The following is a 21,871-nucleotide window of genomic DNA, read 5'->3' as shown; positions in this document are numbered from 1 at the left end:
GGGCAGCGGGCATCGCCCCGGCGGTGGGTGGCGGCCGGGCAGGATCCGGGGGACCTCAGTCCCGGCTCATCACGGTGCGCAGGCCGAAGACCCGGTCGACGACCAGCGCGAGGACGAGCGAGAAGACCACGACGATCGCCGACATGGCGTACAGCATCGGCGAGAGCGCCTGCTCCGAGGTGTACAGCAGGGTCAGCGGGAGGGTCGCTCCGCCGACCTGGGTCAGAAACAGCGAGATCGAGGTGTCGTCGAACGACACCAGGAAGGCCAGGAAACCGGCCGCGATCAGCGCCGGCCGCATCAGGGGCAGGGTGACCAGCCAGGTCGTGCGCAGGAACCCGGCGCCGAGCCCGTACGAGGCGAGCTCGAGGTTGGTGTCGATCGCGGCGACCCGGCCGAGCATGGCGTTGAGGATGAACGGGAACACCAGGATCACGTGCCCGATGAGCAGGCCGGTGAACGAGCCGCGCAATGCCACGCCCCACGGGTTCAGCGCGATGTAGAGCTGGTAGAGGGCCAGGCCCTGGACGATCGCGGGTACCTGCAGCGGGCTCTGGAAGAAGGCCAGCAGTGCGGCCTTGCCGCGCATCTCGCCCCGGACCAGCGCGATCGTGGCGGGGAAGGCGAGCAGCATCGCGATGACGGTGGCGAGCGCGGCCACCCGCACGCTGAGCCAGAGCGCCTCGAACATGTACCCGGGGACGTTCCGGAAGGACTCCAGCGACCAACCCTGGGGCGGGAAGGCGACCAGCCGGTCGTTGAACGCGGTGAGGATGACCACCACCAGCGGGGCCAGCAGGAACAGCAGCAGCGCGGCCACGATGACGCCGAAGCCGATGCGCCAGATCCGGTCCAGGCGGGCCGAGCTGCGGCTGGGTGGTACGACGACGGCGGTGTCACCGGTCGCTGGCGGTGCCTGCATGACGGTGGTCATGGCGTCACCTCCGTCGCGGCCGGGCCGCGCCGTTTGGCCCGCCGGGCGCGCCGGCCCGACGCCAGGAAGCCGGCCAGGAAGACCGCGAACACGAGTACGAGCAGGATCGCGGCATACACGGCGCCGCGCGGGTAGTTCAGCAGCATCAGCGTCTGCTCCCGGATGTAGATCGACAGCACGCCGACCCGGCCGCCGCCCAGCAGCGTCGGCGTGGTGAACGCGCCCGCGGTCAGCGCGAAGACGAGCAGCAGCGGCGCGATCAGTCCGCGCGCGGTGATCGGGAGCGTCACGCGGAAGAACGTGTACGGGCGGGACGCGCCCATGCCGTACGAGGCCTGCAGCAGCTGCGGCGAGACGCTCTCGACGATCGGGATGATGCCGAGCACCGCGTACGGGATCAGCAGGTGCACCATGCCGATCGTCACGCCGGTGAAGCTGCCGTAGAGCGTCACCGGGGTGTCGACGACGTGCAGGGCCAGCAGGACGTCGTTGACCATGCCGGAGTCTCCGAGCAGCACCCGCCAGCCCAGCGCCCGGACCACGCCGCTCATGAACATCGACGAGACCACGATGACGAACATCGCGCGGGCCAGCCGCGGCCCGGCGCGGACGATGGCGATCGCGAGCGGGTAGGAGACGAGGGCGGTGATGACGGCGACGATGGCGCTGAGCCTGAGGGTGGTGAGGATCCCCTTACGCAGGAACGGGTCGCTGAGCACGTCGGTGTAGTTGCGCAGGGTCGGTCCGCCGCCGCTGCGGGCCTGTCCCTGGTACTCCTCGAAGCTGAGCCGCAGGAACTGGACCTCCGGCCAGACGAAGAACACGATGAGGAACAGCGCGGCGGGGAGGAGTACCGGATACCAGCGACGGGTGTTCATGGCTGGAGCACCTTCGCGTCGTCGCCGTTCCAGCCGACGTGGACGACGTCGTCGTCACGGAAGCGGCGCTCGGGGTCCAGGGCGGTCAACCGGCCACCGTCCCCGAGGTCGATGGTGAGCACGACGTTCAGGCCGGTGAAGCGGCGGCCGACGACCCGGCCGCGCAGCTGGGCCGCCACGCCGCCGGTGGTCCCGGGTGCCTCGGTCACCCGGACCTTGTCCGGCGCGATGACGAGGTAGCACGGCTTGTCCGCCTCGGGCGTCGGGCCGACGGCGGTGACCTCGACCTCGTGGCCCGGCACCAGCACCTGCCCGGCCCGGCCGTTCCAGCGCACGACCCGCACCGGTACCGCGCAGTGTCCGACGAACTCCGCGGCGAACGGCGTCGGCGGTGACATGAACAGCGCCTCCGGGGTGTCGACCGACACGATGTCACCGTGGCTCATCAGCACGATCCGGTCCGACATCGCGAACGCTTCGTTCTGGTCGTGCGTGACGTAGATCGTGGTGATCTTGAGCGTACGCTGGACGCGTTTGATCTCCAGCTGGATCGACTCGCGCAGCCGGGCGTCGAGCGCGCCGAGCGGCTCGTCCATCAGCAGGATCGACGGCTGGATGCTGATCGCGCGCGCCAGCGCGACCCGTTGCTGCTGCCCCCCGCTCAGCTCGTGCGGGAGGCGCTTCTCGAAGCCGGTCAGCCCCACGGTGGCGAGGGTCTCGCCGACCCGCTCCCGCACGGCCGCTCGGGACATCCGGCGTACCCGCAGGCCGTAGGCGACGTTGTCGAAGACGGACATGTGCGGGAAGAGGGCGTAGTTCTGGAAGACGGTGCCGATGTTGCGCTGCTGCGGCGGCAGGCGCGTGACGTCCCGGCCGCCGACCACGACGCGCCCCTCGGACGGAAACAGGTAGCCGCCGATCATCCGCAGCAGGGTCGTCTTGCCCGACCCGGACGTGCCGAGTATCGTCACGAACTCGCCGCTGCGCACCGCGAGGTCGACGTTGCGTACGGCGACGTTCGTCCCGTACCGGTGCGTGATGCCGCGCAGTTCCAGGTCAGTCATCGGATCTCCCGCTGTCGTCCGGGCCCGGCCCGGCGCCGTGCCACCGCCGGCGGGCTACTGGAACGCCCGGTTCCACGCGTCCACCCAGGTCTGCCGTTTCTTCATGAACTCGCGGAACGTCGCGGTGTCGGGCGAGTAGAGCGCGCTGACGTCGGTCTGCAGGAACGGCCCGACGGTGGTGTCGTCCTTCAGCGACTCCAGCACGGCCGGCACGGTCGGCGTGTACACCAGCGTGGTGATCAGCGGCGTCAGGGCGCTCTCGGTCAGTAGCGTGTTGACGAGGGCGTACGCCATGTCGAGGTTCTTGGTGCCTTTGGCGATCTCCGGGGAGGTCGGCGAGAGCATCAGCGCGTACGTCCTGCCGTCGATGTCCAGGTTCATCGGTGCCAGCTTCACCGGCGCGCCGGACTTGGTCAGGCCGTTGCACCGGCCGTCGGCGTGGATGACCGCCCATGCGTCGCCGCTCTGCACGAGCTGGTCGGCCTCGGAGGTGGCGGAGTAGAAGGTCAGCCGGTCGCCGAGCTGTTTGAGCTTGTCGATGACGGGCTGGGGGTTGTCCACGCCGGTCCCGTAGTAGGCCGCCAGCGAGACCATGGTGAGGTTCCAGCGCGTGCTGGCGGGCTGCGGGAAGCCGATGGAGCGGACCTTCGGGTCGAAGAGGCTTTCCCAGGTCGGGGCGGCCAGCCCGGCCGAGGTGAACCGGTCGGTGTTGTAGCAGACGCCGGTGAGGTTGAACCAGGTGGCGGGACCGCGGCCGGCGCCGGCGAACGCCTGCGGCGGCAGGTCCTGGGCGTTGGGCACGCGCGCGCGGTCGAAGCTCTCCCAGACGCCGGCCTCCTCGCCCTGGTAGACCGCCGGCACGTACATGTCGAGGTCGACGTCGACCGTGGGCGACTGGCCCTGCCCGGCGATGAGCTGGGTGAGGACCGCGTCGGGCGCCTGGCCGACCCAGTTGATCCGCCCGCCGGTGGTCTGTTCGAAGAGCTGGCCGAGGCCCTGCTTGTACAGGTCGGTCAGCGAACCGGGGCTCGCCGCGACGGTGATGGTGCGCCCGGCGAACTTGCATTGGTTGTCGGCCGTCACTTCGCCTTTGGGCAAGGTGCACGACGGCGAGTCGGCGGCGACTTCCGCGTCGTCGCCCGTGGAACAGGCCGCGACGGCCAGGGTGGCCGCCGCGAGAACGCTTACCAAACGTATCCCCCGGCTATATGCGAAACCCATCTTGACTCCGAGCCTCTCGGCGATTTCGGGAAGAATAACTTCGGCCGAAATGAGGTACCAGGGACACGGAGTACTGCCTCTGCCTGGCCCGATGGCCATCGTGTCGGGCGGTTCACCGGTCGAGGATCTCGAGCGCCAGCAGCAGTTCGGCGCGGACCCGACCGGACTGGAGGTCCTTGCCCAGCAACTCGGCGACCTTGTCGATACGGTTGCGGAGGGTGTGCCGGTGGATGTTCAGCTCCTCCGCCGCGGTGTTCCACTGCCCGTTGTGCTCCAGCCAGGCCCGCAGCGACGAGAGCAGTTCGGACGCCGCGCCCGCTTCCTGGTGGCGCAGCACCGGCGTGAGCAGCGACGTCGAGAACGCGAACGCCTCCTCGTTGCTGAAGACCCGGGCCAGACCGAGGGCGCCGATGTCGGCGAAGCAGAGGCTGGGTACGCGCCGGCGCTGTGCGGTGCGCAGGCTCTGCACGGCCTGCCGGATCGACAGCGAGAGGTCGGCCCAGTTCTCCACCGTTTCCGAGGAACCGACGGTGAGCTCGCGGATACTGGCGGAAAGGTTGTCGATGAACGGAAATACGTCCGGAGTCTGCGGCAGTAATACGACGAGAGTGTCCCGGAAATAGCCGTGAAACACACCGCGTAAATGGGTGGCATTCGCGTTGACGGCGTCGATGGCGCGATCGAGGGCGGCCCCGCGCCCGGCGAGGGCGAGCACCCGCAGCGGGACGTCCGGGAACGGACCCCACATGGACACCGCCCGCCGGCGTACCGACTCGACGTCGCCGGTCGCGAGGGTGCGCAGCAGGATGCTGCGCAGGTGGCGCTCGACGCCGTCGACGACCTTCCACTGTTCCAGGCTCAGCTGCACCAGCGACGTCGCCACGGTGATGATCTGGCGTTCCACGGCGGAGGGCGGCCGGTCGGCGACGATGACGATCACCCGCAGGACGTGCCCGTTGCTCAGCACCGGCAGCAGGCTCACGGTGCGGCCGTCGAAGTCGAACTTCACCGGCGACAGGACGATCTGCCGGCGCTGGGCCTGCACGGCGTGGATCCCGTCGACGAGGCCGCGCACGTCCCGGTCGTACGAGCCGGCCAGGACCTTGCCGCTGGGGTCCAGCAACAGCGCCGGCGTGCCCAGTTCGCTGCTGAGCCGCTTCATGAACCGGCCGAAGCCGTCCGGTACGAGGGCGAGCTTGGTGAGCGCGGACTGTGCCTCGCTCAGCCGGACGAGGGTCGCGTACTCGTCGGAGGCCACCGCCCGCGCGACCAGCCGGCTGATCGCGCTGAACGGGGTCTCCCTCGGCACCTCCATCAGGGCGAACGAGTGCTCGCGGGCGGCCTCGACCAGCGGCGGCGGGACCGACTCGTGGATCCGGCCGGTGCCGAACCCGAGACCGACCACGCCGGAGGCGCTCAGGTGCGCGATGTAGTCGTTGGCGTGCCGGCCGTTGACGTCGCGCAGCCCGGCCGTCAGGACCAGCTCGCCGCCGTTCATGTACGGCTTCGGCTCGTCGATCTCGGTCGAGTGCACCCAGATCAGCTCGGCGGAGAGCGCCTGCGACGGGACGTGCAGCGGCACCAGCCGCAGGCCTGGACTCTCGATGACCTGCCTCAGGGTCAATGGCATGATCGCGCACCTCCATCTGGGAGTACACGCCAAGTACGCCGGGCAGCCAAGATTCTTTTTGCCTCAGCCACGTACCGTAGTCGCCGGGTCACGCACGACCGGTCGCCGCAGCTCACCCGCGGGCTGTCGCCGCCGGCTCGCCCACGAGCGGGATGATCGTCTCGGCGATCTCGCGCATCCGCCGCTCCCGCCCGCCGGAGAGGATCGGAAACGTGAGCCGGTCCACGTCGAGCCCGGCCAGCACGCGCAGCCGCTCGGCGCACAGCTCCACCGGGCCGGGCACCGCGATCGCCGAGATGAACTCGTCGGTCACCACCGCCTTGTGCCCGGCGTGCAGCGACAGGTGCTCCACCAGCTCGTAGCCGCCGCGCGCCGCCGCGAACTGCGGCCGGAAGCGTTCCCAGCTCGGCGGCATCGTCTTCCACGACTCGAACGTCGCCGCCTGCGCGGTCGCCCACGCCGCGACGTCGGCGCGGGCCTTCGCCTCGTCCGGGTCGACGCTCATGGTGACGAACAGGTCGATCGTCAGGTCGCCCCGGTCCCGGCCGGCGCGTTCCAGTCCCTGGTAGACGTGGTCGAGCTGCCACCGGCAGAAGTCCGGGTCGGCCGCGCCGAGCAGGATCAGCCCGTCGCAGACCTCACCGGCCAGGCGCAGCATGCCCGGCTGCGACGCGGCCAGGTAGATCGGGATCTGCCGGCGGGCCGTGGCCAGCTTCACCGTCGTGCCGTACAGCTCCTGCTCCTCGCCGGTGAACAGGCGGCGGAACTCGGCGATGCCCGCGCGGATCTGCGGCATCCGGGCCGGCTGGTACCCGGCGCCGAGCACCGCCGACCAGCCGGCACCCAGGCCGAGCAGGGCACGCCCGCCGCTGATCTCGTCCAGCGCGGCGGTGGCGTTGGCGGTCACCGTGGGGTGCCGGGTCTGCAGGTTGGTCACCGCCGAGCCGATCTCCATCCGGGAGGTTGCCTGGGCGGCGAGGTACATCGCCGCGTACACGTCCTTCATGCCGAGCTGGAAGTCGATGTACCACAGTGTCTCGAAGCCCAGCGTCTCGCCCAGCGCGGCCAGCACCGGCACGTTCGTGAGCGGCTCGCGCGGGCTGACGCCCAGCGACAGTCCCCACCGGTTCACGAGTCCCATCCCGGGCGGTCCTTCGTCGGCACCATCGTGCTGGCCACGGCCTGCCACATCGGCGAGTAGATGAACGCCAGCCACTTGGCGTTTCCGCCGAGGTTGATGTGCTGGTGGTCCACCTGGTCGGGCTTGACCGGAAGCAGCACCAGGTCGCCGGCCTCCCAGTCGTACCGGACACCGTCCATGATGGTCGCGCCCCGCCCCTCCAGCACGAACAGCGCCAGCCCGCCCTGGTGCCGGTGGCCGCCGGACTGCGTGACGATGTCGTGGCAGAAGACCCGCCAGTCGACGTTCGCCGAGTCCTCGTAGTGGTGGTCGAGGTAGTAGAGGCACCGGGCGGCCATCCGGTCGGTGAGCCATTCGCGGTCGGACTGCCGGATGACCACCTTGCCGGTACGGGCCCGCTCGTCCCGCTCGGCCAGCACCGCCATCGCGCGGGCGTACGGCTCGCTGTACCCCGCCTCCTCCAGCTCGCGTTGCTTCTCCATCTGTCGTTGCTGGCCCATGCCGGCCTCCCTCACTTCGCCTTCGGCGGTTCCATGACCCCTGACTTGCTGATGTCGTCGACGCGGATCTCGATCCGGCCCCGGGCCCCGGCGTCGAGGTGGCGCCCGAGCGCGGCGAGCTTGGCGCGCTCGCAGCGGCCGCGGACCGCGGCCCGGGAGGCGCCCTCGGTCGCCGCGACGACCGCGGCGACCGCCTGGTCGAGGTCGGCGTCCAGGTACCGCGCGGTGCCGCCCAGGAGCCGGCGCGCGATGGCTTCCCGGTCGGCGGCGTCCGGGGGCCCCACCTCGATCCGCCGGTCGAAGCGGCCGCCGCGCAGCACCGCGGGGTCGACCGCGTCCAGGTCGTCCGCGGTGGCCACCACCCAGACGTCGCCGTCCGACGCGATGGCGTCGAGCTCGGCGAAGAGCTGCTCGCGCATCCGGGCGGCGGCGGGGTCGTTCTCCGCCACCGTCCGCGGGGCGATCACCTCGAGCTGGTCGAGCACGATGACGCTGGGCGCCACCTGGTGCGCCACCGTGAACGCGTGCCGCAGCGCGCTCTCCGACTCGCCGAGCCACTTGCTGAACAGCTCCGGCCCGCGTACGTGCACCAGGTGTACGCCGACCTCGGCGGCGAGCCCGGCGGCCAGCGTCGACTTGCCGTTGCCGCTGGGGCCGTGCAGCAGCAGCGCCGTGCTGGCCGGCAGCTCCATCAGCTCGAGCAGGTGGGGATGGGCGCGGGCCAGCTCGACGCCGCGGCGCAGCTCGTCCTTGAGCGCCGTCATGCCGGCCAGACCCGACCACCGGGGCCGTGCGGCGAATCGGGCGACCCCGCGCAGTGCCGCCGGCTCGACCTGCTCCAGCGCGGCGAACAGGTGCTCCGCGTCGACCGGAGGCGGGCCGCCGCAGACACCCGCGACCCGGAGGGTCCGCAACGCCGCCTCGCGGCAGACCGCGACCAGGTCGGCGCCGGCGAAGCCGCCGGTACGGTCGGCGACCACGGGCAGCGCCGCGGCGGCCGCCGGGGTCAGGGGCATGTCGCGGCTCTGCACGTCGAGGATCTCCAGGCGCCCGCGCGCGTCGGGCAGCGTGAAGCGCAGCTCGCGCTCGAACCGGCCGGGTCGCCGAAGGGCCGGGTCGATCGCCTCGATCCGGTTGGTGGTGCCGATGACGACCATGCCCTCGGAGCCGTGCATCCCGTCCATCATCGTGAGCAGCTGCGAGACGAGCTTGGAGTCCTTCTGCGAGCCGAGGTGCTCGCGGGCCGGCGCCAGCGCGTCCACCTCGTCGATGATCACGATCGACGGTGTGTGGTGCTGCGCCTCGTGGAAGATGCGGCGCAGCGCGTCCTGGGCCTCGGACGCCATCCGCCCGGCGACGTCCGCACCGTTGATCTGGAACGTGCGGGCGTTCAGCTCGTTCGCGACGGCGCGGGCGACGAACGTCTTGCCGGTGCCCGGCGCGCCGTGGAAGATGACGCCGCGGATGGGGTTGACGCCGAGCTGGCGGTAGGCCCACGGCGAGGCGATCGGCAGTTCGACGATCTCGCGCGCCGCCGCGAGCACGGTCGGGAGCCCGCCGACGTCGGCGAACGTGACCCGCTGCGAGACGTCGGTAAACCGCAGGTCGGTGCCGAAGCGGACCCGCACCGCGGTGTTCGGCCCGGCCAGGCCCTCGGCGCCGGCCAGCTCGGTGACCCGGCAGATCGTCGTGCCGAGACCGGGCAGCAGGTCGACGTGCAACACCGCTCCGGCGGTCAGCGGCACGCCGGTGGAGTGCAGGTGCTTGCCCAGCCGCTCCTCCAGTCCCGCCTCCAGCAGCGCGGCGAGGTCGCCGGCGGCGGCGACGGTGACCTCGGCGACGCTCTCCCCGATCGGGGCGCCGTCGGGGCCGATGGCCGGCGCGACGGTCAGCCGGTCGCCGACCTTGCAGCGCAGTGTGACGCGCAGCGACCGGTCGACCCGGATCCGGTCGCCGGCGGCGTGCGTGGTCAGCCGGGCCAGGGCGGTGGCGCCGGAGGGCACCGAAACCCGGACGAGACCGGGCCTGGCCGTGAGGTCCGGCAGCGCCGCTTCAGGCAGCGAGCACCACAACGGCCCGTCGCCGGACGCTTCCGCCCGGACGATGTCGAGGTCGCCGGCGAAGACGGTCACGGCTTTGCCGCCGGATACTCCGGCGCGTCCTCGATCTGCACGAACCCGCTGCCCATGTCGACGCCGAGGGAGTGCACGTAGTTCGGTTCGGCGCAGACCAGCCGCGCCGCCTCCTTCGGGTCGTCGTTGAAGTGCTGCACGACGACGCCCTCGGCGACCAGCGGCAGGTTGATCAGGTCACCGGTCTCCCAGTGGTGGACCGCGCCGTCGATCTCGCTGTGGCCGCGCCCCCGCCAGATGTAGACGAGCTGGCCGCCCTGCAGCCGTTGCCTGCCTGTGCGGGACCCGGGCGGCACCTCCTGTACGAAGAACATCAGCGAGTTGATCGCGACGTCGTCCAGCGCCGGGTGCAGGTACCACCGGACGACGCCCTGCGGGTTGGTCTCCCACGGCAGGTCGCCGAACTTGACGACCCGGATCTGGTCGTCCCGGCGCGCCCGCTGCTCGTCGCGGAGCGCGACCAGCTCCTGGTAGAGGTTTCGCTGGGCGAGCTCGTCTTTGCGGGTCACGGACGTTCTCCTCCTGTCGTAGGTGCGTGCGGTCGCAGCCGGGCCCGGGCGACCTTGCCGTTCGGCCCGTGGGGCAGCTCCGCCACGAAGCTGAAGCCGGACGGCACCTTGTACTCGGCCAGGTGGCTCCGGCAGAACTCGCGCAGCGCGTCGCCGTCGGCCTCGGCGTCCTCGGCCAGCACCACGAACGCGTGCGGCGTCTGCCCGTACGTGTCGTCGGGTATCCCCACGACCGCGCACTCCTCGACGAGGCGGTGCTCGGCCAGGACCCGTTCGACCTCGACCGGGGAGACGTTGGCACCGCCTCGGATGATCATGTCGGTGGCCCGGCCGAGGATGGACAGGCAGCCGTCGCCGTCCATCCGGCACAGGTCGCGGGTGTGGTACCACCCGTCGCGCAGCACCGACGCGGTCAGCTCCGGGTTGTCGAGGTACCCGAGCATCTGCCCGGGGCTGCGCACGACCAGCTCGCCCACCTCGCCGGCCGGCACGTCCCGGCCGTCCGGGTCGACGATCCGGACCTGCACCCCGGGGACCGCCCGGCCGACCGCCCTGTCGTGGATGCCCGCCAGCCGCGCGGTGTCGTGCGCGACGACCGGCAGGCACTCCGACGAGGCGTAGCAGTCGAGCACCGGTACGCCGAACCGGTCGGCGAACCGGGCGAAGGCGGCGTCGTTGCGGGGCTCGCCGCCGGCGACGCACAGGCGCAGCCTCGACGCGACCGGGCCCCGCCCGGCCACCTCGACCAGCTTGACGTACATCGTGGTGACGCCGGTCATCACCGTCGCGCCGCGCTCCTCGACCAGGGCCAGCGCCCGGACCGGGTTGAAGTGCCGCAGCATCAGCACCTCGCCGCCGGCGAACAGCGTGGCGAGGCAGGAGGTCACCAGGCCGTACAACCACGACATCGACAGCGAGAGCAGCAGCCGGTCGTCCGGTCCGAGATGCCAGACCCGTTCGTGGGCGGAGGCGACGAAGACCTGACCGGCGTGGCCGTGCACGACGGCCTTGGGCCGGTCGGTCGAACCGGAGGTGTAGGCGATCAGCACCGGATGGGTACCGGGCAGGTCCAGGTCGGCGGTGACGGCTTCGGATCCCCAGCCGTCGGCCGCCTCGTCCCGCGAGTCGATCTCCAGCAGGGTCGCCCGGCTGGGACGCTGGGCGAGCACCTCGTCGACGACCGGGCGCAGCGGGCGGTCGACGACGATCACGGCCGGGTCGCAGTCGGCCACGATGCCGGCCAGCTCGACGCGACGGAACCCGGGATGCGCGGTCGCCAGCGCCGCGCCCAGCCGGGCACAGGCGAGGTAGACGACGGCGTACGCGGCGCAGTTCTCGGCGAAGACGACGACCTTCGAGTCCCGCCGTACCCCCGCGGCGGCCAGCCGGCCGGCGGCGCGCGACACGGCGTCGAACAGCTCGCCGTACGTCAGCCGCGCCCCGCCCTCGGTGGTGAGCGCGGGACGGGACCAGCGGTCGCGGCTGCGCTCGAGAAGCGCCGCGGTCAGGTTCATGGCTCTCCTTGGGACAAGGGACGTGAGCGGGCAGGCCCCTGGGACGCCGCCCGGTCAGAGGGCGAGGTAGAGCCGGCCGACGGCGTACTGGACGTCGTCGACGCGGTCGCCGAAGCGGGCCCGCAGCGCCTCCGGCAGGGCCGCGGCGCCGGCCGGACGCTCGGGCCACTCGCCGAGCACCAGCAGGTCCTGGGCGGGCGCGTCGCGGAAGAGCGGGTGCAGGCCGGCGAGCCGGCCGACCCGGACGCGGGCGGCCGCCGACCCGGCGAACCGCTCGGCCGTCCAGGCGTCGACCTCGGCGTCGGTCACGTCCCCGGAGAAGCTGAGCGCGCACATCCAGGGCGGCGGCGCGGCCGCCCCGTCGCCCGGTACGACCGGCCGCTGCACGTAGGTCGCCTTGCGCAGGCCGCGCAGCTTCGACTCGGCGCGGTCGAGGCGGTCGTCGTCGTCGCGGGCCCGCCGGTACGCCGGCTTGTCGAAGACCTCCGGGCCCGGCACCTCGTAGATGTTCACGAACCCGTGGTCGCCTTCGTCGCAGCGGTACGCGCGCAGCGCCTGGATGCCCGACCGGTCGAGGTCGGGTGCGTGCCGCCGGGCGAACCAGGGCTCGAACTCCTCCACGAAGTCCGGCACGACGTCGAAGAAGACGCCGTACAGCTGTGCCGCCGTCGCCTGGGTCATGGTGCTCCCTTCGTGGAGCCGGACGCCGCGACCGGTACCCCGGTGGTCGCGCTTCGGCCGGCGATACGACCGGTGGTCAGGGCCTCGGTGAGGTTGCCGGCGCCCGGATAGAGCGTGGCCCACATCGAGCCGAGCTCACCGGCGCTGAACAGGCCGGGCACCGGTTCGCCGGAGGGCCGCAGGACCCGGCCGAGCTCGTCGCGGACCGGTCCGCCCTGCGTGTTGACGAGCGCGGGCTCGACCCGGATGCCGTAGTAGGGCGGCGTCTCGATCGGCGCCATGTGCTCGGCGCTGCGCCCGAACGGGTCGCTGCCCGACCGCACGGCCGCGTTGTACGCCTCGACCGTCTCGGCCAGCCGCTGCCCGGGCAGCCCGAGCGCGGCGGCGAGATCCGGTACGGTCGGCGCGCTGGAGATCACGCCGCTGCGTACCTCCGAGGAGTTGTCTTCGCTCCACCCGCACCGCTGGGTGGCGCGCAGGGCCAGGTTGACGATCGGCCCGGCCCGGCGGGTCACGTCGTCGAACACGACGTACGCCGGCAGGTGCGGATAGGTCGCCCGGGCGTGGTCGAACTGCATGAACGCCAGCGGCAGCAGATGGAAGTCGATGCCGGTCTCGTCGACGAACCGCTCGCCGGTCCGGTCGACGTACACGAAGCCGGGCGCGCGCATCACGTGCTGCAGCGCGTGCTGCCCGTCCTCCAGGCGGTAGCCGAGCACGACGGCGAGGGCCGACATGTGCCGGAACGCGGCACCGACCGACTCCCCCATCCGGATGCCGTCGCCGACGTTCGAGGAGACCGACGAGAGCATCGGCAGGGTCGTGCCGATGTAGTCCTGCAGGAGCCCGGGGTCGCCGGCCCAGCCGCCGCAGGCCAGCACGACGCCGTACCGGGCGCGGAGCACCGACGTGCGGCCGGCGCGGTTGGCCACCCGTACGCCGTCGACCCGTCCGCTGCCGGGGTCGACGAGCAGCCGCCGCGCCGGTGTCCGGTACCGCACCGTGATGTCGCGGGAGCGGACGGCCGACTCCAGCACCGTCCACAGTGCCTCGGCGGCGGTCTGGCCGGACGCGGGCGCGACCTGCACGCGCGGGCCGATGCCGGCGGGAAGTGGCGCGCCCGGGTAGAGGCGCCGCAGGGCGCGCGGGTAGCCGGCGATCCACTCGCCGTGCACCTCGACCAGCTGCGCGCCCAGATCGGCCAGCCACGCCAGGCAGCCATTGGCCTCTTCGGCGAACGAGCGGTACAGCGGCAGCAGCTCACCGGCGCCGGCGAGGGCCTCGAAGTAGGCGGTGGCGGCGACCGCGTCGTCTATCTTGCGCAGCGAGCCGCCGGACTCGCGGGTGTGGCCGCCGCCGACGTCACCGCGTTCGATCACCGCGACCCGGGCGCCGGCGTCGTGCGCCACGATGGCGGCGGCCGCGCCGGCCGCGCCGAACCCGATGACCACGACGTCGAACTCGGCGCCGCGCTTGGCCGAGGTCATGCGCCCTCACCACCGAGCAGGACGGCGAGCTCGGCGACGTCGCCGAGCCGCGGGAGGTCGCCGACCAGGCGCAGGATCCGGTCGGCGTGCGGGGAGCCGGCGGCCGCCAGCAGGTCGCGGAACTTCCGTTCCAGGTCGTCGTCGGAGAGTGGACGGCTCGGGTCGCCCTTGCGGTCGTCGACCTCCTGCCGGAACTCGCGGCCGTCCACCGTCTCGATCCGGGCCCAGGCGGTGAACCGGCGTGCCTCCCCGAGCGCGTCTATCCCCGGGTCGCCGACGACGTCGACGGACTTGGCCAGCGCGACCAGGTCCTCGCGGGCGATGACGCCGTCGCGGAAGTGCGCCGCCTCCACGGTGCCGAACGTCAGCAGCAGCGCGACCGCGTACTTGAGGCTCATCTGGGCCTCGATCACCTCGCGCCCCAGGTACTCGTAGCCGCCGTGGATCGCCGCGTCGCTGGTGACGTGCACCTCGACGCGGGCGACGTCCGCCGCCGTCAGCCGGTGCCGGGCCAGCAGCAGCTCGACCGCCTCGATCGAGGTGTGGTTGGTCGCGCAGCTGGCGTACGCCTTGAACCCGACCTGTTCGATCTCCCAGGTGGTGCCGAGCCCGGCGACCGACGCGCGGAGCTTGGCCTGGTCGCCGCCCATCGTCGACAGGAAGCCGCCGAACGGCACCTCGAGGACCGACTTGATGCCGGTGAACCCGCGCCGGGCCAGCAGGGCGGCCTGTACCCCGCTGGCCGCCGCGTGCCCGGAGTGCAGTCGCTTGACCATGCCGCCCTCCTGCGCCGCCATGAGGCCGGCGGACATGCTCGCGGCGATGCCGAAGGCGTCCGCGGTCGCGGCGGCGTCGAGGCCGAGCGCGCGGGCGGCCGTGGCGGCGGCGGCGAAGACCCCGACCGTGCCCTGCGGGTGGTGGCCGGCGAGGAAGTGGTCGATGCCCAGCGCCAGGCCGACCCGGGCGCCCACCTCGTAGCCGGCGACGACCGCGGCGAGCCAGTCGGCGCCGGACAGCGGTCCGCAGGCCTGCGCGACCGCGGTCGCCACCGGCAGTGTCACCGCCCCCGGGTGGAAGCAGGCGCCGGCGTGCAGGTCGTCGATCTCGAAGGCGTGGCCGGCGGTGGCGTTCGCCAGGGCCGCGAGGGTGGCCGACGCGCGCAGGCCGCTGCCCCAGACCAGCGCCCGGGGCGCGGACCCTTCGTCGCGCACGTAGTCGCGGACCAGCGCCGACCACGGGAGGGTGGAGCCGAAGACCGCGCAGCCGAGCTGGTCCAGCACGCACCGGCGGGCGGCCCGCAGCGCCGTGTCCGGCAGGTCGCCGGCGCGCAGGCCCGCGACGAACGCGGCCAGCGCGTCGGTCACCGCGGGTGCGCCGGTGTCGGTCGCCGGCGTCTTGCCGTTGGCTGGGGCGAGCGCCTCGGCCGCCGCCGCGCCCGCCGTCCGGCCGGTGACGATGGCCTCGGTGAGGTTGCCGGCGCCCGGATACAGCTGTGTCCACATCGAACCGAGCTCGCCGGCGCCGAACAGGCCGGGGATCGGCTCGCCGCCCGGGTCGAGGATCCGGCAGGTGGCGTCGCGGCGCGGGCCGCCCTGGGTGTTGATGAGGCACGGCCACAGGGCGACGCCGTAGAACGGGCCGCGCAGCGGGCGCAGGTCCCCGGCGGCGCGGCCGAGCGGGTCGGTGCCGGCGGCGGCACCGGCGTTGTACCGCTCGACGGTCGCGGCCAGCGCCTCCGGGTCCAGGCCGAGCGCGGCGGCGAGCTCCCGTGGTGTCTCGGCGGCCGCGATCCACCCGTGCTCGATCTCGGCGCGGTTGTCGCGGCTCCAGCGGAACTCGTCGCGGTACGGGGTGAGGTAGGTGTCGGCGATCGGACCGGCCGCCCGCGTCGTCTCGTCGAAGACCAGGAAGGACGGCATCCGGTCGCGCCGGAACGTACGCGGGTTCATCCGCAGCAGGTCCATCGGGATGGCGTGGAAGTCGACACCGGTCTCGTCGACGAAGCGCGCGCACTCCTGGTCGACGTAGATGTACCCGAGGTCGGGCATCGAGTGCCGCACCGCGGCTTCCAGGCCGGGCAGCTGGTAGCCGAGGACCGACGCGATCGAGGTCATGTGCCACAGGGCGGCGCCGACCCCTTGGGCGAGCCGCACGCCCGAGCCGTCGTTGCCGCCGGGCCAGCCGAACGCCGGGAGCGAGAACCCGAGGTAGTTCTGCTGGAGCCGCCGGTCGTACTCGAAGCCGCCGCAGGCCAGCACGACGCCGTGGCGGGCCCGCACGGCGCGCACGCCGTCGGTCTCCCGCAGGCGTACGCCGTCCACGCGTCCCAGCTCCCCGGCGCGGACCAGCTCGACGGCGACGGCCGGGGTCCGGACGGTGATCCGGGGATGGCGCAGGACCGCGTCGCGCAGCAGCTCCCAGACCGCGTCGCCGCCGCTCTGGCCGGCGCGCCCGCGGACCCGGAAGCGCGGACCCAGGGCCTCGGAGCCGGCGATCGTCGGGTACGGCGAGGCGAGCACCCGGGGCAGCGTGTTCGTGACGAACGCGTCGTTCATCTCCTCGATCTCCGCGCCCAGCCGGACGAGCCACCGCCCGAGGTCCAGGCACCCGTCGAGCATCGACCGGTGCACCGCCGCCGCCTTGCGGTCGAGGCTGAGCGTCGACAGGTACCGCGCGGCCCGTTCGACGTCCGGCCGCAGCCGCAGCGATCCGCCGGAGAGCGCCGTGTTGCCGCCGCGGGTGTCCCGGTCGACGACGAGCACCTCGGCGCCGTGTTCGGCCGCCGAGAGCGCGGCCGCGGCGCCCGCACCGCCGAACCCGACGACGACCACGTCCGCGTCATAACCCGTCATTGCCTTCCCACCGAGTTCGTCGGGGCCCGCCAGTGCAGCTGGCGCGCGGCGTTGCGCCCCAGCATCGCGTTCATCTCCTCGCCGGTGACCCGGTGCCCGATCCGCCGCGCGGCCTCGGGCAGGGACGTGAACAGGTCGACCACCGTGGGCAGGAAGCTCTCTCCCCGGGTACGCGGGCCGGAGACGTGGTCGGAGCCGAACAGCAGCCGGCCGATGCCGACCGCGTCGCGGGCGGCGACCACCCGCGACGCGAGCCGCTCGACGTCGGCGCCCGTGCTGTCCGACCAGAGCCACACCGACAGCTCCAGGCTCACCTGCTCCGACGCCGCGGCAACGGCCAGGCAGGCGTCGAACCCGTCCGGCGCGCCGGCATGGCCGAGCCACACCCGCAGCGCCGGGTTGCGCCGGACCACCGGCAGCAGGCGCAGCGGGTCGCCCGGGTCGTCCAGCAGCGGCAACGGGTGCCCGGTGTGGAACAGCACCGGTACGTCGAAGGACTGGCAGACGTCGTAGACCGCCTGCGCCGCCGGCCCGGCCGGGTCCCAGCCACACGCGGGGTAGAGCTTGACGCCGTACGCCGGGCCGTCGCGCAGGAACCGCTCGACCAGCTCGGCGGCTCCCGGGCGGCGCGGGTCGACGCCGGCGAACGGGATGATCCGCCCCCGGTGGCGGGCGGCGACCGCGAGGGCGTGCTCGTTGACCCGCTGGACCGAGGCGCGGGCGTGGAAGTCCGGACCCCAGTCCCACGGCAGGACCACGGCCGCGGCGACCCCGGCGCGGTCCATCGCCGCCACCATCCGGTCGCCGTCGGGATCGAGCAGGCCCGGCTCCACCTTGTCCCGGACCATCTCGGGCCGCCGGCCCGGCGCGCGCCCGGCCCAGTCTGCGGCGACGTGGTCGAACCACTCCCGCGGCCAGAACCCCGCGTCGAGCACGTGCGTGTGGCAGTCGATGATCATCCCTGGTCACTTACCGCCGGTACCGGGCGGAACAGCGGCAGCGACAGGTCGTCGAGCGGCTGGAAGTACACCTCGACCGGCTGCCCGATCGCCACGTCGTCGAGCGGGCAGTCCATCAGGTTGGAGATGACCCGGACGCCCTCCTCCAGCTCGACCACGGCGACGATGTACGGCTCGGTACCGTGTCCCCGGGACCGGTTGCGCCGCACCACGGAGTAGGACCAGACGGTCCCCCGGCCGGTGCTCGGCACGTCCCGCGGCCGGCCGGCCCAGCAATGGCAGCAGAAACCCCGGTACGGGTACTGGAACCTGCCGCAGTCGTCGCACCGCTGCAGGAGGAACTCGCCCCGGCCGCACGCGTCCCAGAACGGCTTGGTCTCGCCGCTGACCTCCGGTTGCGGCCAGTAGATGGGGTTGGCAGTCAACGCGTCGCTCCTCATCGGGTCAGGATGTGCGCGGCGGACCCGCGGCGGGCCAGGAAGGCGGCGCCGGTGGCGGTGCACATGGCGGTCTCGGCGCCGGGGACCTGGCGGCCGTCCGCCTCGCCGCGCAGCTGCCGGGTCGCCTCGACGAACAGGAAGATGCCGCGCCGGCCGGGATGGTTGGAGGACAGGCCGCCGCCGTCGGGGTTGGTCGGCAGGCTCCCGCCGTCGAGCTTCAGCCCGCCGTCGGCCACGAACGCGCCGCCTTCGCCCACGCCGCAGAAGCCGGCGCCTTCCAGGTCGATGACCACGTTCACGGTGAACGCGTCGTAGATCATGGCGGTGTCGATGTCGGCCGGACCGACGCCGGCCATGTCGAAGGCCTGCCGGCACGCGCGCCGCACCATCTCGCGGCTCTCCGCGGCCCAGTCGCCGAGCCCGCCCTCGTGGTGCATGATCGACTCTCCGAAGCCGGCCAGCCAGACCGGTGGCTTCGCACACTCCGGCAGCAGATCCCGGTGTACGACGAGAAGGGCGGCCGCGCCGTCGGAGATGATGCAGCAGTCGAACTTGTGCAGCGGCGAGGCGATCACCGGTGAGGAGAGCACGTCCTCGACCGTCAGCGGCTTGCGGTGGGCGGCGTCCGGGTTGAGCGCGGCGTGCTCGCGCATGGTCACCGCGACGTGCGCCAACTGTTCCGAGGTCAGGCCGTAGTCGTGCATGTAGCGCTGGGTGAGCAGGCCCATGAACGAGGTGACCGTCGTCCCGTACACCTGCTCGAAGGCGTCGGGCATCGGCGAGATCCGCTGGCCGGTCAGGTCGTCGTAACGTACCGTCCCGACGTTCACGCCCAACGACCTGGTGGTCGCGCCGTACGCGATCAGGGCGCATTTGAACAGGCCGGCCTCGATGCCCATGACGGCCCGGTTGACGTAGTACCCGAAGGACGCCCCGCCCACGTCGGTCTCGTCGATGAACCTCGGGTGGATGTTGAGGTAGTCGGCGGCCATCACCGAGGCGCAGGCGCCGAGCCAGCCCCCTTCCGGCGCGGTGGCCGAGGTGAAGAACGCGTCGATCTGCTCCGGCCGGAGCCCGGCGTCCCGGATCGCGCCCTGGCACGCCTCGGCCATCAGGAGCCACTCACTCTTGTCCGGCGCGAACCGGGTCGGGTGCTCGTACGCGCCGGCGATCGCCGCCCTGGTCTTCGTGGGTGTCAAGAGCCATCCATCCTTCGCGGTGGCCCGGCCGCTCAGGACCCGGCCGGTAGCCGATGTCCGTAGTGTGTGCCGGGTGGCACGCGAAGGTGAATGGCCAGCGTGTCCCGACCCGCGCCGGTGGATAGACACGCCGTCGATAGCGGGCGGTCGGGCCCGGCGCTTACCCGGCGGTCAGGAGGAGTCGGCGGCCGGAGTCGGGGTGCTGGGCCGGCCGGTCAGCGCAGTGCGATGGCTTCGATCTCGACGCGGAGTTCGGGTTTGGGCAGGGTCGCGGCGATGGTGGTGCGGGCGGGGAACGGCTCGGCGAAGTACTCGCGGTAGATGGCGTTGACGGTGCCGATCTCCCGGATGTCGGCGAGGTACACGGTGGTCTTGACGATCCGGTCCCGGCTGAGGCCGGCGGTGGTGAGCAGTGCGGTGATCCGGTCGAGCGCGATCCTGGTCTGGTCTTCGACGCCGGGTGGGGCGGTCCCGGTGGCGGGGTCGGTGCCGACCTGGCCGGAGATGAAGACCAGGCTTCCGGCTTCGATGGCTGGGGACAGCGGGCTGGCGCCGGTGGCGCCGATCGGGCGCAGCGGGTTGGTCATCGCGGGTGTCCTTCGGTGCCGTGGTTGGTGGTGGTGAGTCCGGCCAGCAGGGCGGTGGCGAGGCGGACCCGGGCGGGTAGCTGGGAGACGAGGATGTGTTCGTGGTCGGCGTGGGCGCCGCCGCCGACGGCGCCGAGCCCGTCGAGGGTGGGCACGCCGGCGGCGGCGGTGAGGTTGCCGTCCGAGGCGCCGTCGCTGTGCGTGGCTTGGAGGGTGATGCCGGCCGTCGCGGCCACGGTGGCGGCTTCGGCGAAGAGGCCGGCCGAGGTGGCCGCCTCGAACGGTGGTCTGGTGACCGCGCCGTCGAGGTCGAGGCGGAGGCCGTCGCGTCCGGGGGCCCTCGCGTCGAGGGCGGCGACCAGCCGTGCCATCGCGGCCGCGGTACGCGCCCGGATGTCGATCGATGCCTGCGCCTGGGCGGGTACCACGTTGGCCCGGGTGCCTCCGCTGACGACGCCGACGTTGAGGGTCGTGCCTTCGGCGTGGTCGGTGAGCGACTCCAGTTCGAGGATGTGCCGGGCGAGCTCCGCGATGGCGCTGCGCCCGGCGGCGTGGTCGGCGCCGGAGTGGGCGGCGCGGCCGTGGACGGTGAGCCGGAACCGTCCGGTGCCGCTGCGCGAGGTCTTCACCGCGCCGTGCGGTCCGCTCGGTTCGAAGACCAGCACGCACCGGTTGGCGCGGGCCAGTTCGGTGACGAAGGGGCCGCAGCGGGGTGAGCCGACCTCCTCGTCCGGCGTGTAGACCATGGTGATCGGCAGCGCCGATCCGCTCTCCACGACGTGGCGCAGGGCGGCCAGGGCGATGACGGCGCCGGCTTTCATGTCGTAGACGCCGGGGCCGTGGGCACGGTCACCGTCCACTTCGAACCCTCTGGTGCCGATCGGCCAGACGGTGTCGAGGTGGTTGAGCACGAGGATGCCGGGCTCGTCCGGTCCGAGGCGGGCGACGAGGCGGTCACCGAACCCGGGGACGGGATCTCGGCGTACGGCCAGGTCCAGCCCGCGCAGTTGGTCCTCGATCAGGCTGACGAGCCGGTTGACCGCGGCCGGCTGGTCGGTGGGCGACTCCAGTTCGACCCACTCCTGGATCTCGTCGAGCAGGGCCCGCGCGGCCGGGTCGGCGGCAGCGGTCACTGTTTCGCCGCTTCGGCGTACTCGGCGAACAGCGCGTCCGGCTCGACGGGTTCGGGGATGAGACCCTGGGCGTAGGACTCCTGGCAGAACGCGGCGACCATGGCGGCGTTGGCGTCGATGCCGTTGGCGCCCCACTCGGCGCCCATCTGCGCGCGGCTGGCCTCGAGGTCGTCCAGCAGCCACGGTGTTTCGTGCAGGGCGAGCCGGGAGCCGAGCCAGGCTTGCCGGGACGCTTCGAGGGCGTCGTGGATCGCCGGGGCGACCTGCGGGTGCTGTTCGAACAGGGTGCGCCGGATGACGGTGATGTGGATGCCGGGCCAGAGCCGGGTCCGCTGGAAGTACGCCTCTTCCACCGCCCGGAAGTCCGGGAACAGCCGCCTGACCGGGCTGCCGGCGGTGTAGAAGCCGCGCGGCGGATCGGGGCACATGAGCGCGTCCAGGTCGCCGGAGAGCAGCATGTCGAGCAGGTTGCGGTCGGCGGGGGCCATGCTGGCGTTGCCGGGCAGGTTGCCCTGGGGGCGGTCCTGCGGCGGGCCGTCGACCGGGCCGCAGACCCATCGCATCTGGCTGGGCTCGACGCCTTGTTCGCGCATCGCGGCCCGGCTCCACGTGTTGCCCGAGGCCATCCAGTTGTCCGTGCCGATCCGTTTGCCGACCAGGTCGTGGAAGCCGGCCAGTGGGCTGTCGGCGCGGACGAAGAAGCAGCGGTGACGGAAGCCGCGCATCAGGAACACCGGAATGCCGACCCAGGTCCGGTCACCAGCGGCCAGCCGGGCGACGTGACGGCTGATCGACGACTCGCCCAGCATCACCTCCGGATCGCGCAGGGTCCGGTCGATCGCTCGCCGGGTGTCCCGGTCCACCCGCAGATCCAGGCCCTCGGCCCGTACGTCGCCGACCGCGAGCGGGGCGAGGTGTCCGTAGTCCTTGGCGACCAGGGTGACGGTGATGGGATCCACAGCTGTTCCTGTCTTCTCCGAGTCCGAAAGGCGATCTGAACGGCGATCTGA

General features: G+C 72.5%; 19 protein-coding genes. All 19 read right to left on the bottom strand.

Annotation, left to right across the window (positions count from 1 at the left end; all coding sequences use genetic code 11):
- Window positions 1–55: 55 nt before the first annotated feature.
- Complete coding sequence (locus RB614_RS36075; protein ID WP_308717183.1) at window positions 56–934, bottom strand: ABC transporter permease; 879 nt, start codon at window positions 932–934, stop codon at window positions 56–58.
- Entirely contained in the window at window positions 931–1,812 is an 882-nt protein-coding gene (locus tag RB614_RS36070) for an ABC transporter permease (protein WP_308717182.1), read from the bottom strand. The genes RB614_RS36075 and RB614_RS36070 overlap by 4 nt, the downstream gene beginning before the upstream one ends.
- Window positions 1,809–2,876, bottom strand: a complete 1,068-nt coding sequence (locus RB614_RS36065; RefSeq protein WP_308717181.1) for an ABC transporter ATP-binding protein — start codon at window positions 2,874–2,876, stop codon at window positions 1,809–1,811. Before RB614_RS36065 ends, RB614_RS36070 begins: the two co-directional genes overlap by 4 nt.
- 54 nt (window positions 2,877–2,930) lie before the next feature.
- Complete coding sequence (locus RB614_RS36060; RefSeq protein ID WP_308717180.1) at window positions 2,931–3,959, bottom strand: extracellular solute-binding protein; 1,029 nt, start codon at window positions 3,957–3,959, stop codon at window positions 2,931–2,933.
- Between the two features lie 250 nt (window positions 3,960–4,209).
- Window positions 4,210–5,727 carry a PucR family transcriptional regulator gene (locus RB614_RS36055; protein WP_308717179.1) on the bottom strand — a complete coding sequence of 506 codons (1,518 nt, stop codon included), beginning with the start codon at window positions 5,725–5,727 and terminating at the stop codon, window positions 4,210–4,212.
- A 112-nt stretch (window positions 5,728–5,839) separates the two neighbouring features.
- Window positions 5,840–6,868 carry an LLM class flavin-dependent oxidoreductase gene (locus RB614_RS36050; RefSeq protein ID WP_308717178.1) on the bottom strand — a complete coding sequence of 343 codons (1,029 nt, stop codon included), beginning with the start codon at window positions 6,866–6,868 and terminating at the stop codon, window positions 5,840–5,842.
- Window positions 6,856–7,368, bottom strand: a complete 513-nt coding sequence (locus RB614_RS36045; RefSeq protein ID WP_308717177.1) for a cupin domain-containing protein — start codon at window positions 7,366–7,368, stop codon at window positions 6,856–6,858. Before RB614_RS36045 ends, RB614_RS36050 begins: the two co-directional genes overlap by 13 nt.
- An 11-nt stretch (window positions 7,369–7,379) precedes the next feature.
- The gene (locus RB614_RS36040; protein WP_308717176.1) at window positions 7,380–9,500 is read right to left on the bottom strand and encodes an AAA family ATPase; all 2,121 of its coding nucleotides are present in this window, start codon (window positions 9,498–9,500) and stop codon (window positions 7,380–7,382) included.
- Window positions 9,497–10,009, bottom strand: a complete 513-nt coding sequence (locus tag RB614_RS36035; protein WP_308717175.1) for a cupin domain-containing protein — start codon at window positions 10,007–10,009, stop codon at window positions 9,497–9,499. Before RB614_RS36035 ends, RB614_RS36040 begins: the two co-directional genes overlap by 4 nt.
- Complete coding sequence (locus tag RB614_RS36030) at window positions 10,006–11,523, bottom strand: class I adenylate-forming enzyme family protein (protein ID WP_308717174.1); 1,518 nt, start codon at window positions 11,521–11,523, stop codon at window positions 10,006–10,008. The genes RB614_RS36035 and RB614_RS36030 overlap by 4 nt, the downstream gene beginning before the upstream one ends.
- 54 nt (window positions 11,524–11,577) lie before the next feature.
- Window positions 11,578–12,204 (bottom strand): hypothetical protein, encoded by a 627-nt coding sequence (locus RB614_RS36025; protein WP_308717173.1) that lies wholly within the window; start codon window positions 12,202–12,204, stop codon window positions 11,578–11,580.
- Entirely contained in the window at window positions 12,201–13,691 is a 1,491-nt protein-coding gene (locus RB614_RS36020; protein WP_308717172.1) for an FAD-dependent oxidoreductase, read from the bottom strand. The genes RB614_RS36025 and RB614_RS36020 overlap by 4 nt, the downstream gene beginning before the upstream one ends.
- Window positions 13,688–16,543 (bottom strand): MmgE/PrpD family protein, encoded by a 2,856-nt coding sequence (locus tag RB614_RS36015; RefSeq protein ID WP_308717171.1) that lies wholly within the window; start codon window positions 16,541–16,543, stop codon window positions 13,688–13,690. Before RB614_RS36015 ends, RB614_RS36020 begins: the two co-directional genes overlap by 4 nt.
- Window positions 16,540–17,502: an amidohydrolase family protein gene (locus RB614_RS36010; RefSeq protein WP_308717170.1), complete on the bottom strand. Its 963-nt coding sequence runs from the start codon at window positions 17,500–17,502 to the stop codon at window positions 16,540–16,542. Before RB614_RS36010 ends, RB614_RS36015 begins: the two co-directional genes overlap by 4 nt.
- Window positions 17,499–17,927, bottom strand: a complete 429-nt coding sequence (locus RB614_RS36005) for a Zn-ribbon domain-containing OB-fold protein (RefSeq protein WP_308717169.1) — start codon at window positions 17,925–17,927, stop codon at window positions 17,499–17,501. The genes RB614_RS36010 and RB614_RS36005 overlap by 4 nt, the downstream gene beginning before the upstream one ends.
- 11 nt (window positions 17,928–17,938) lie before the next feature.
- A complete protein-coding gene (locus tag RB614_RS36000) occupies window positions 17,939–19,141 on the bottom strand; it encodes a thiolase C-terminal domain-containing protein (protein ID WP_308717168.1) in 1,203 nt (400 codons plus the stop codon).
- 215 nt (window positions 19,142–19,356) lie between these two features.
- Window positions 19,357–19,728 (bottom strand): RidA family protein, encoded by a 372-nt coding sequence (locus RB614_RS35995; protein ID WP_308717167.1) that lies wholly within the window; start codon window positions 19,726–19,728, stop codon window positions 19,357–19,359.
- On the bottom strand, window positions 19,725–20,861 hold the full coding sequence (locus tag RB614_RS35990) for a M20 family metallopeptidase (RefSeq protein WP_308717166.1): 1,137 nt from the start codon (window positions 20,859–20,861) through the stop codon (window positions 19,725–19,727). The genes RB614_RS35995 and RB614_RS35990 overlap by 4 nt, the downstream gene beginning before the upstream one ends.
- The gene (locus tag RB614_RS35985) at window positions 20,858–21,820 is read right to left on the bottom strand and encodes a substrate-binding domain-containing protein (RefSeq protein WP_308717165.1); all 963 of its coding nucleotides are present in this window, start codon (window positions 21,818–21,820) and stop codon (window positions 20,858–20,860) included. The genes RB614_RS35990 and RB614_RS35985 overlap by 4 nt, the downstream gene beginning before the upstream one ends.
- Between the last annotated feature and the right edge of the window lie 51 nt (window positions 21,821–21,871).

This window comes from Phytohabitans maris (assembly GCF_031085175.1).
Taxonomy (GTDB): domain Bacteria; phylum Actinomycetota; class Actinomycetes; order Mycobacteriales; family Micromonosporaceae; genus Phytohabitans; species Phytohabitans maris.
This window is presented reverse-complemented; position numbering and strand designations above follow the sequence as displayed.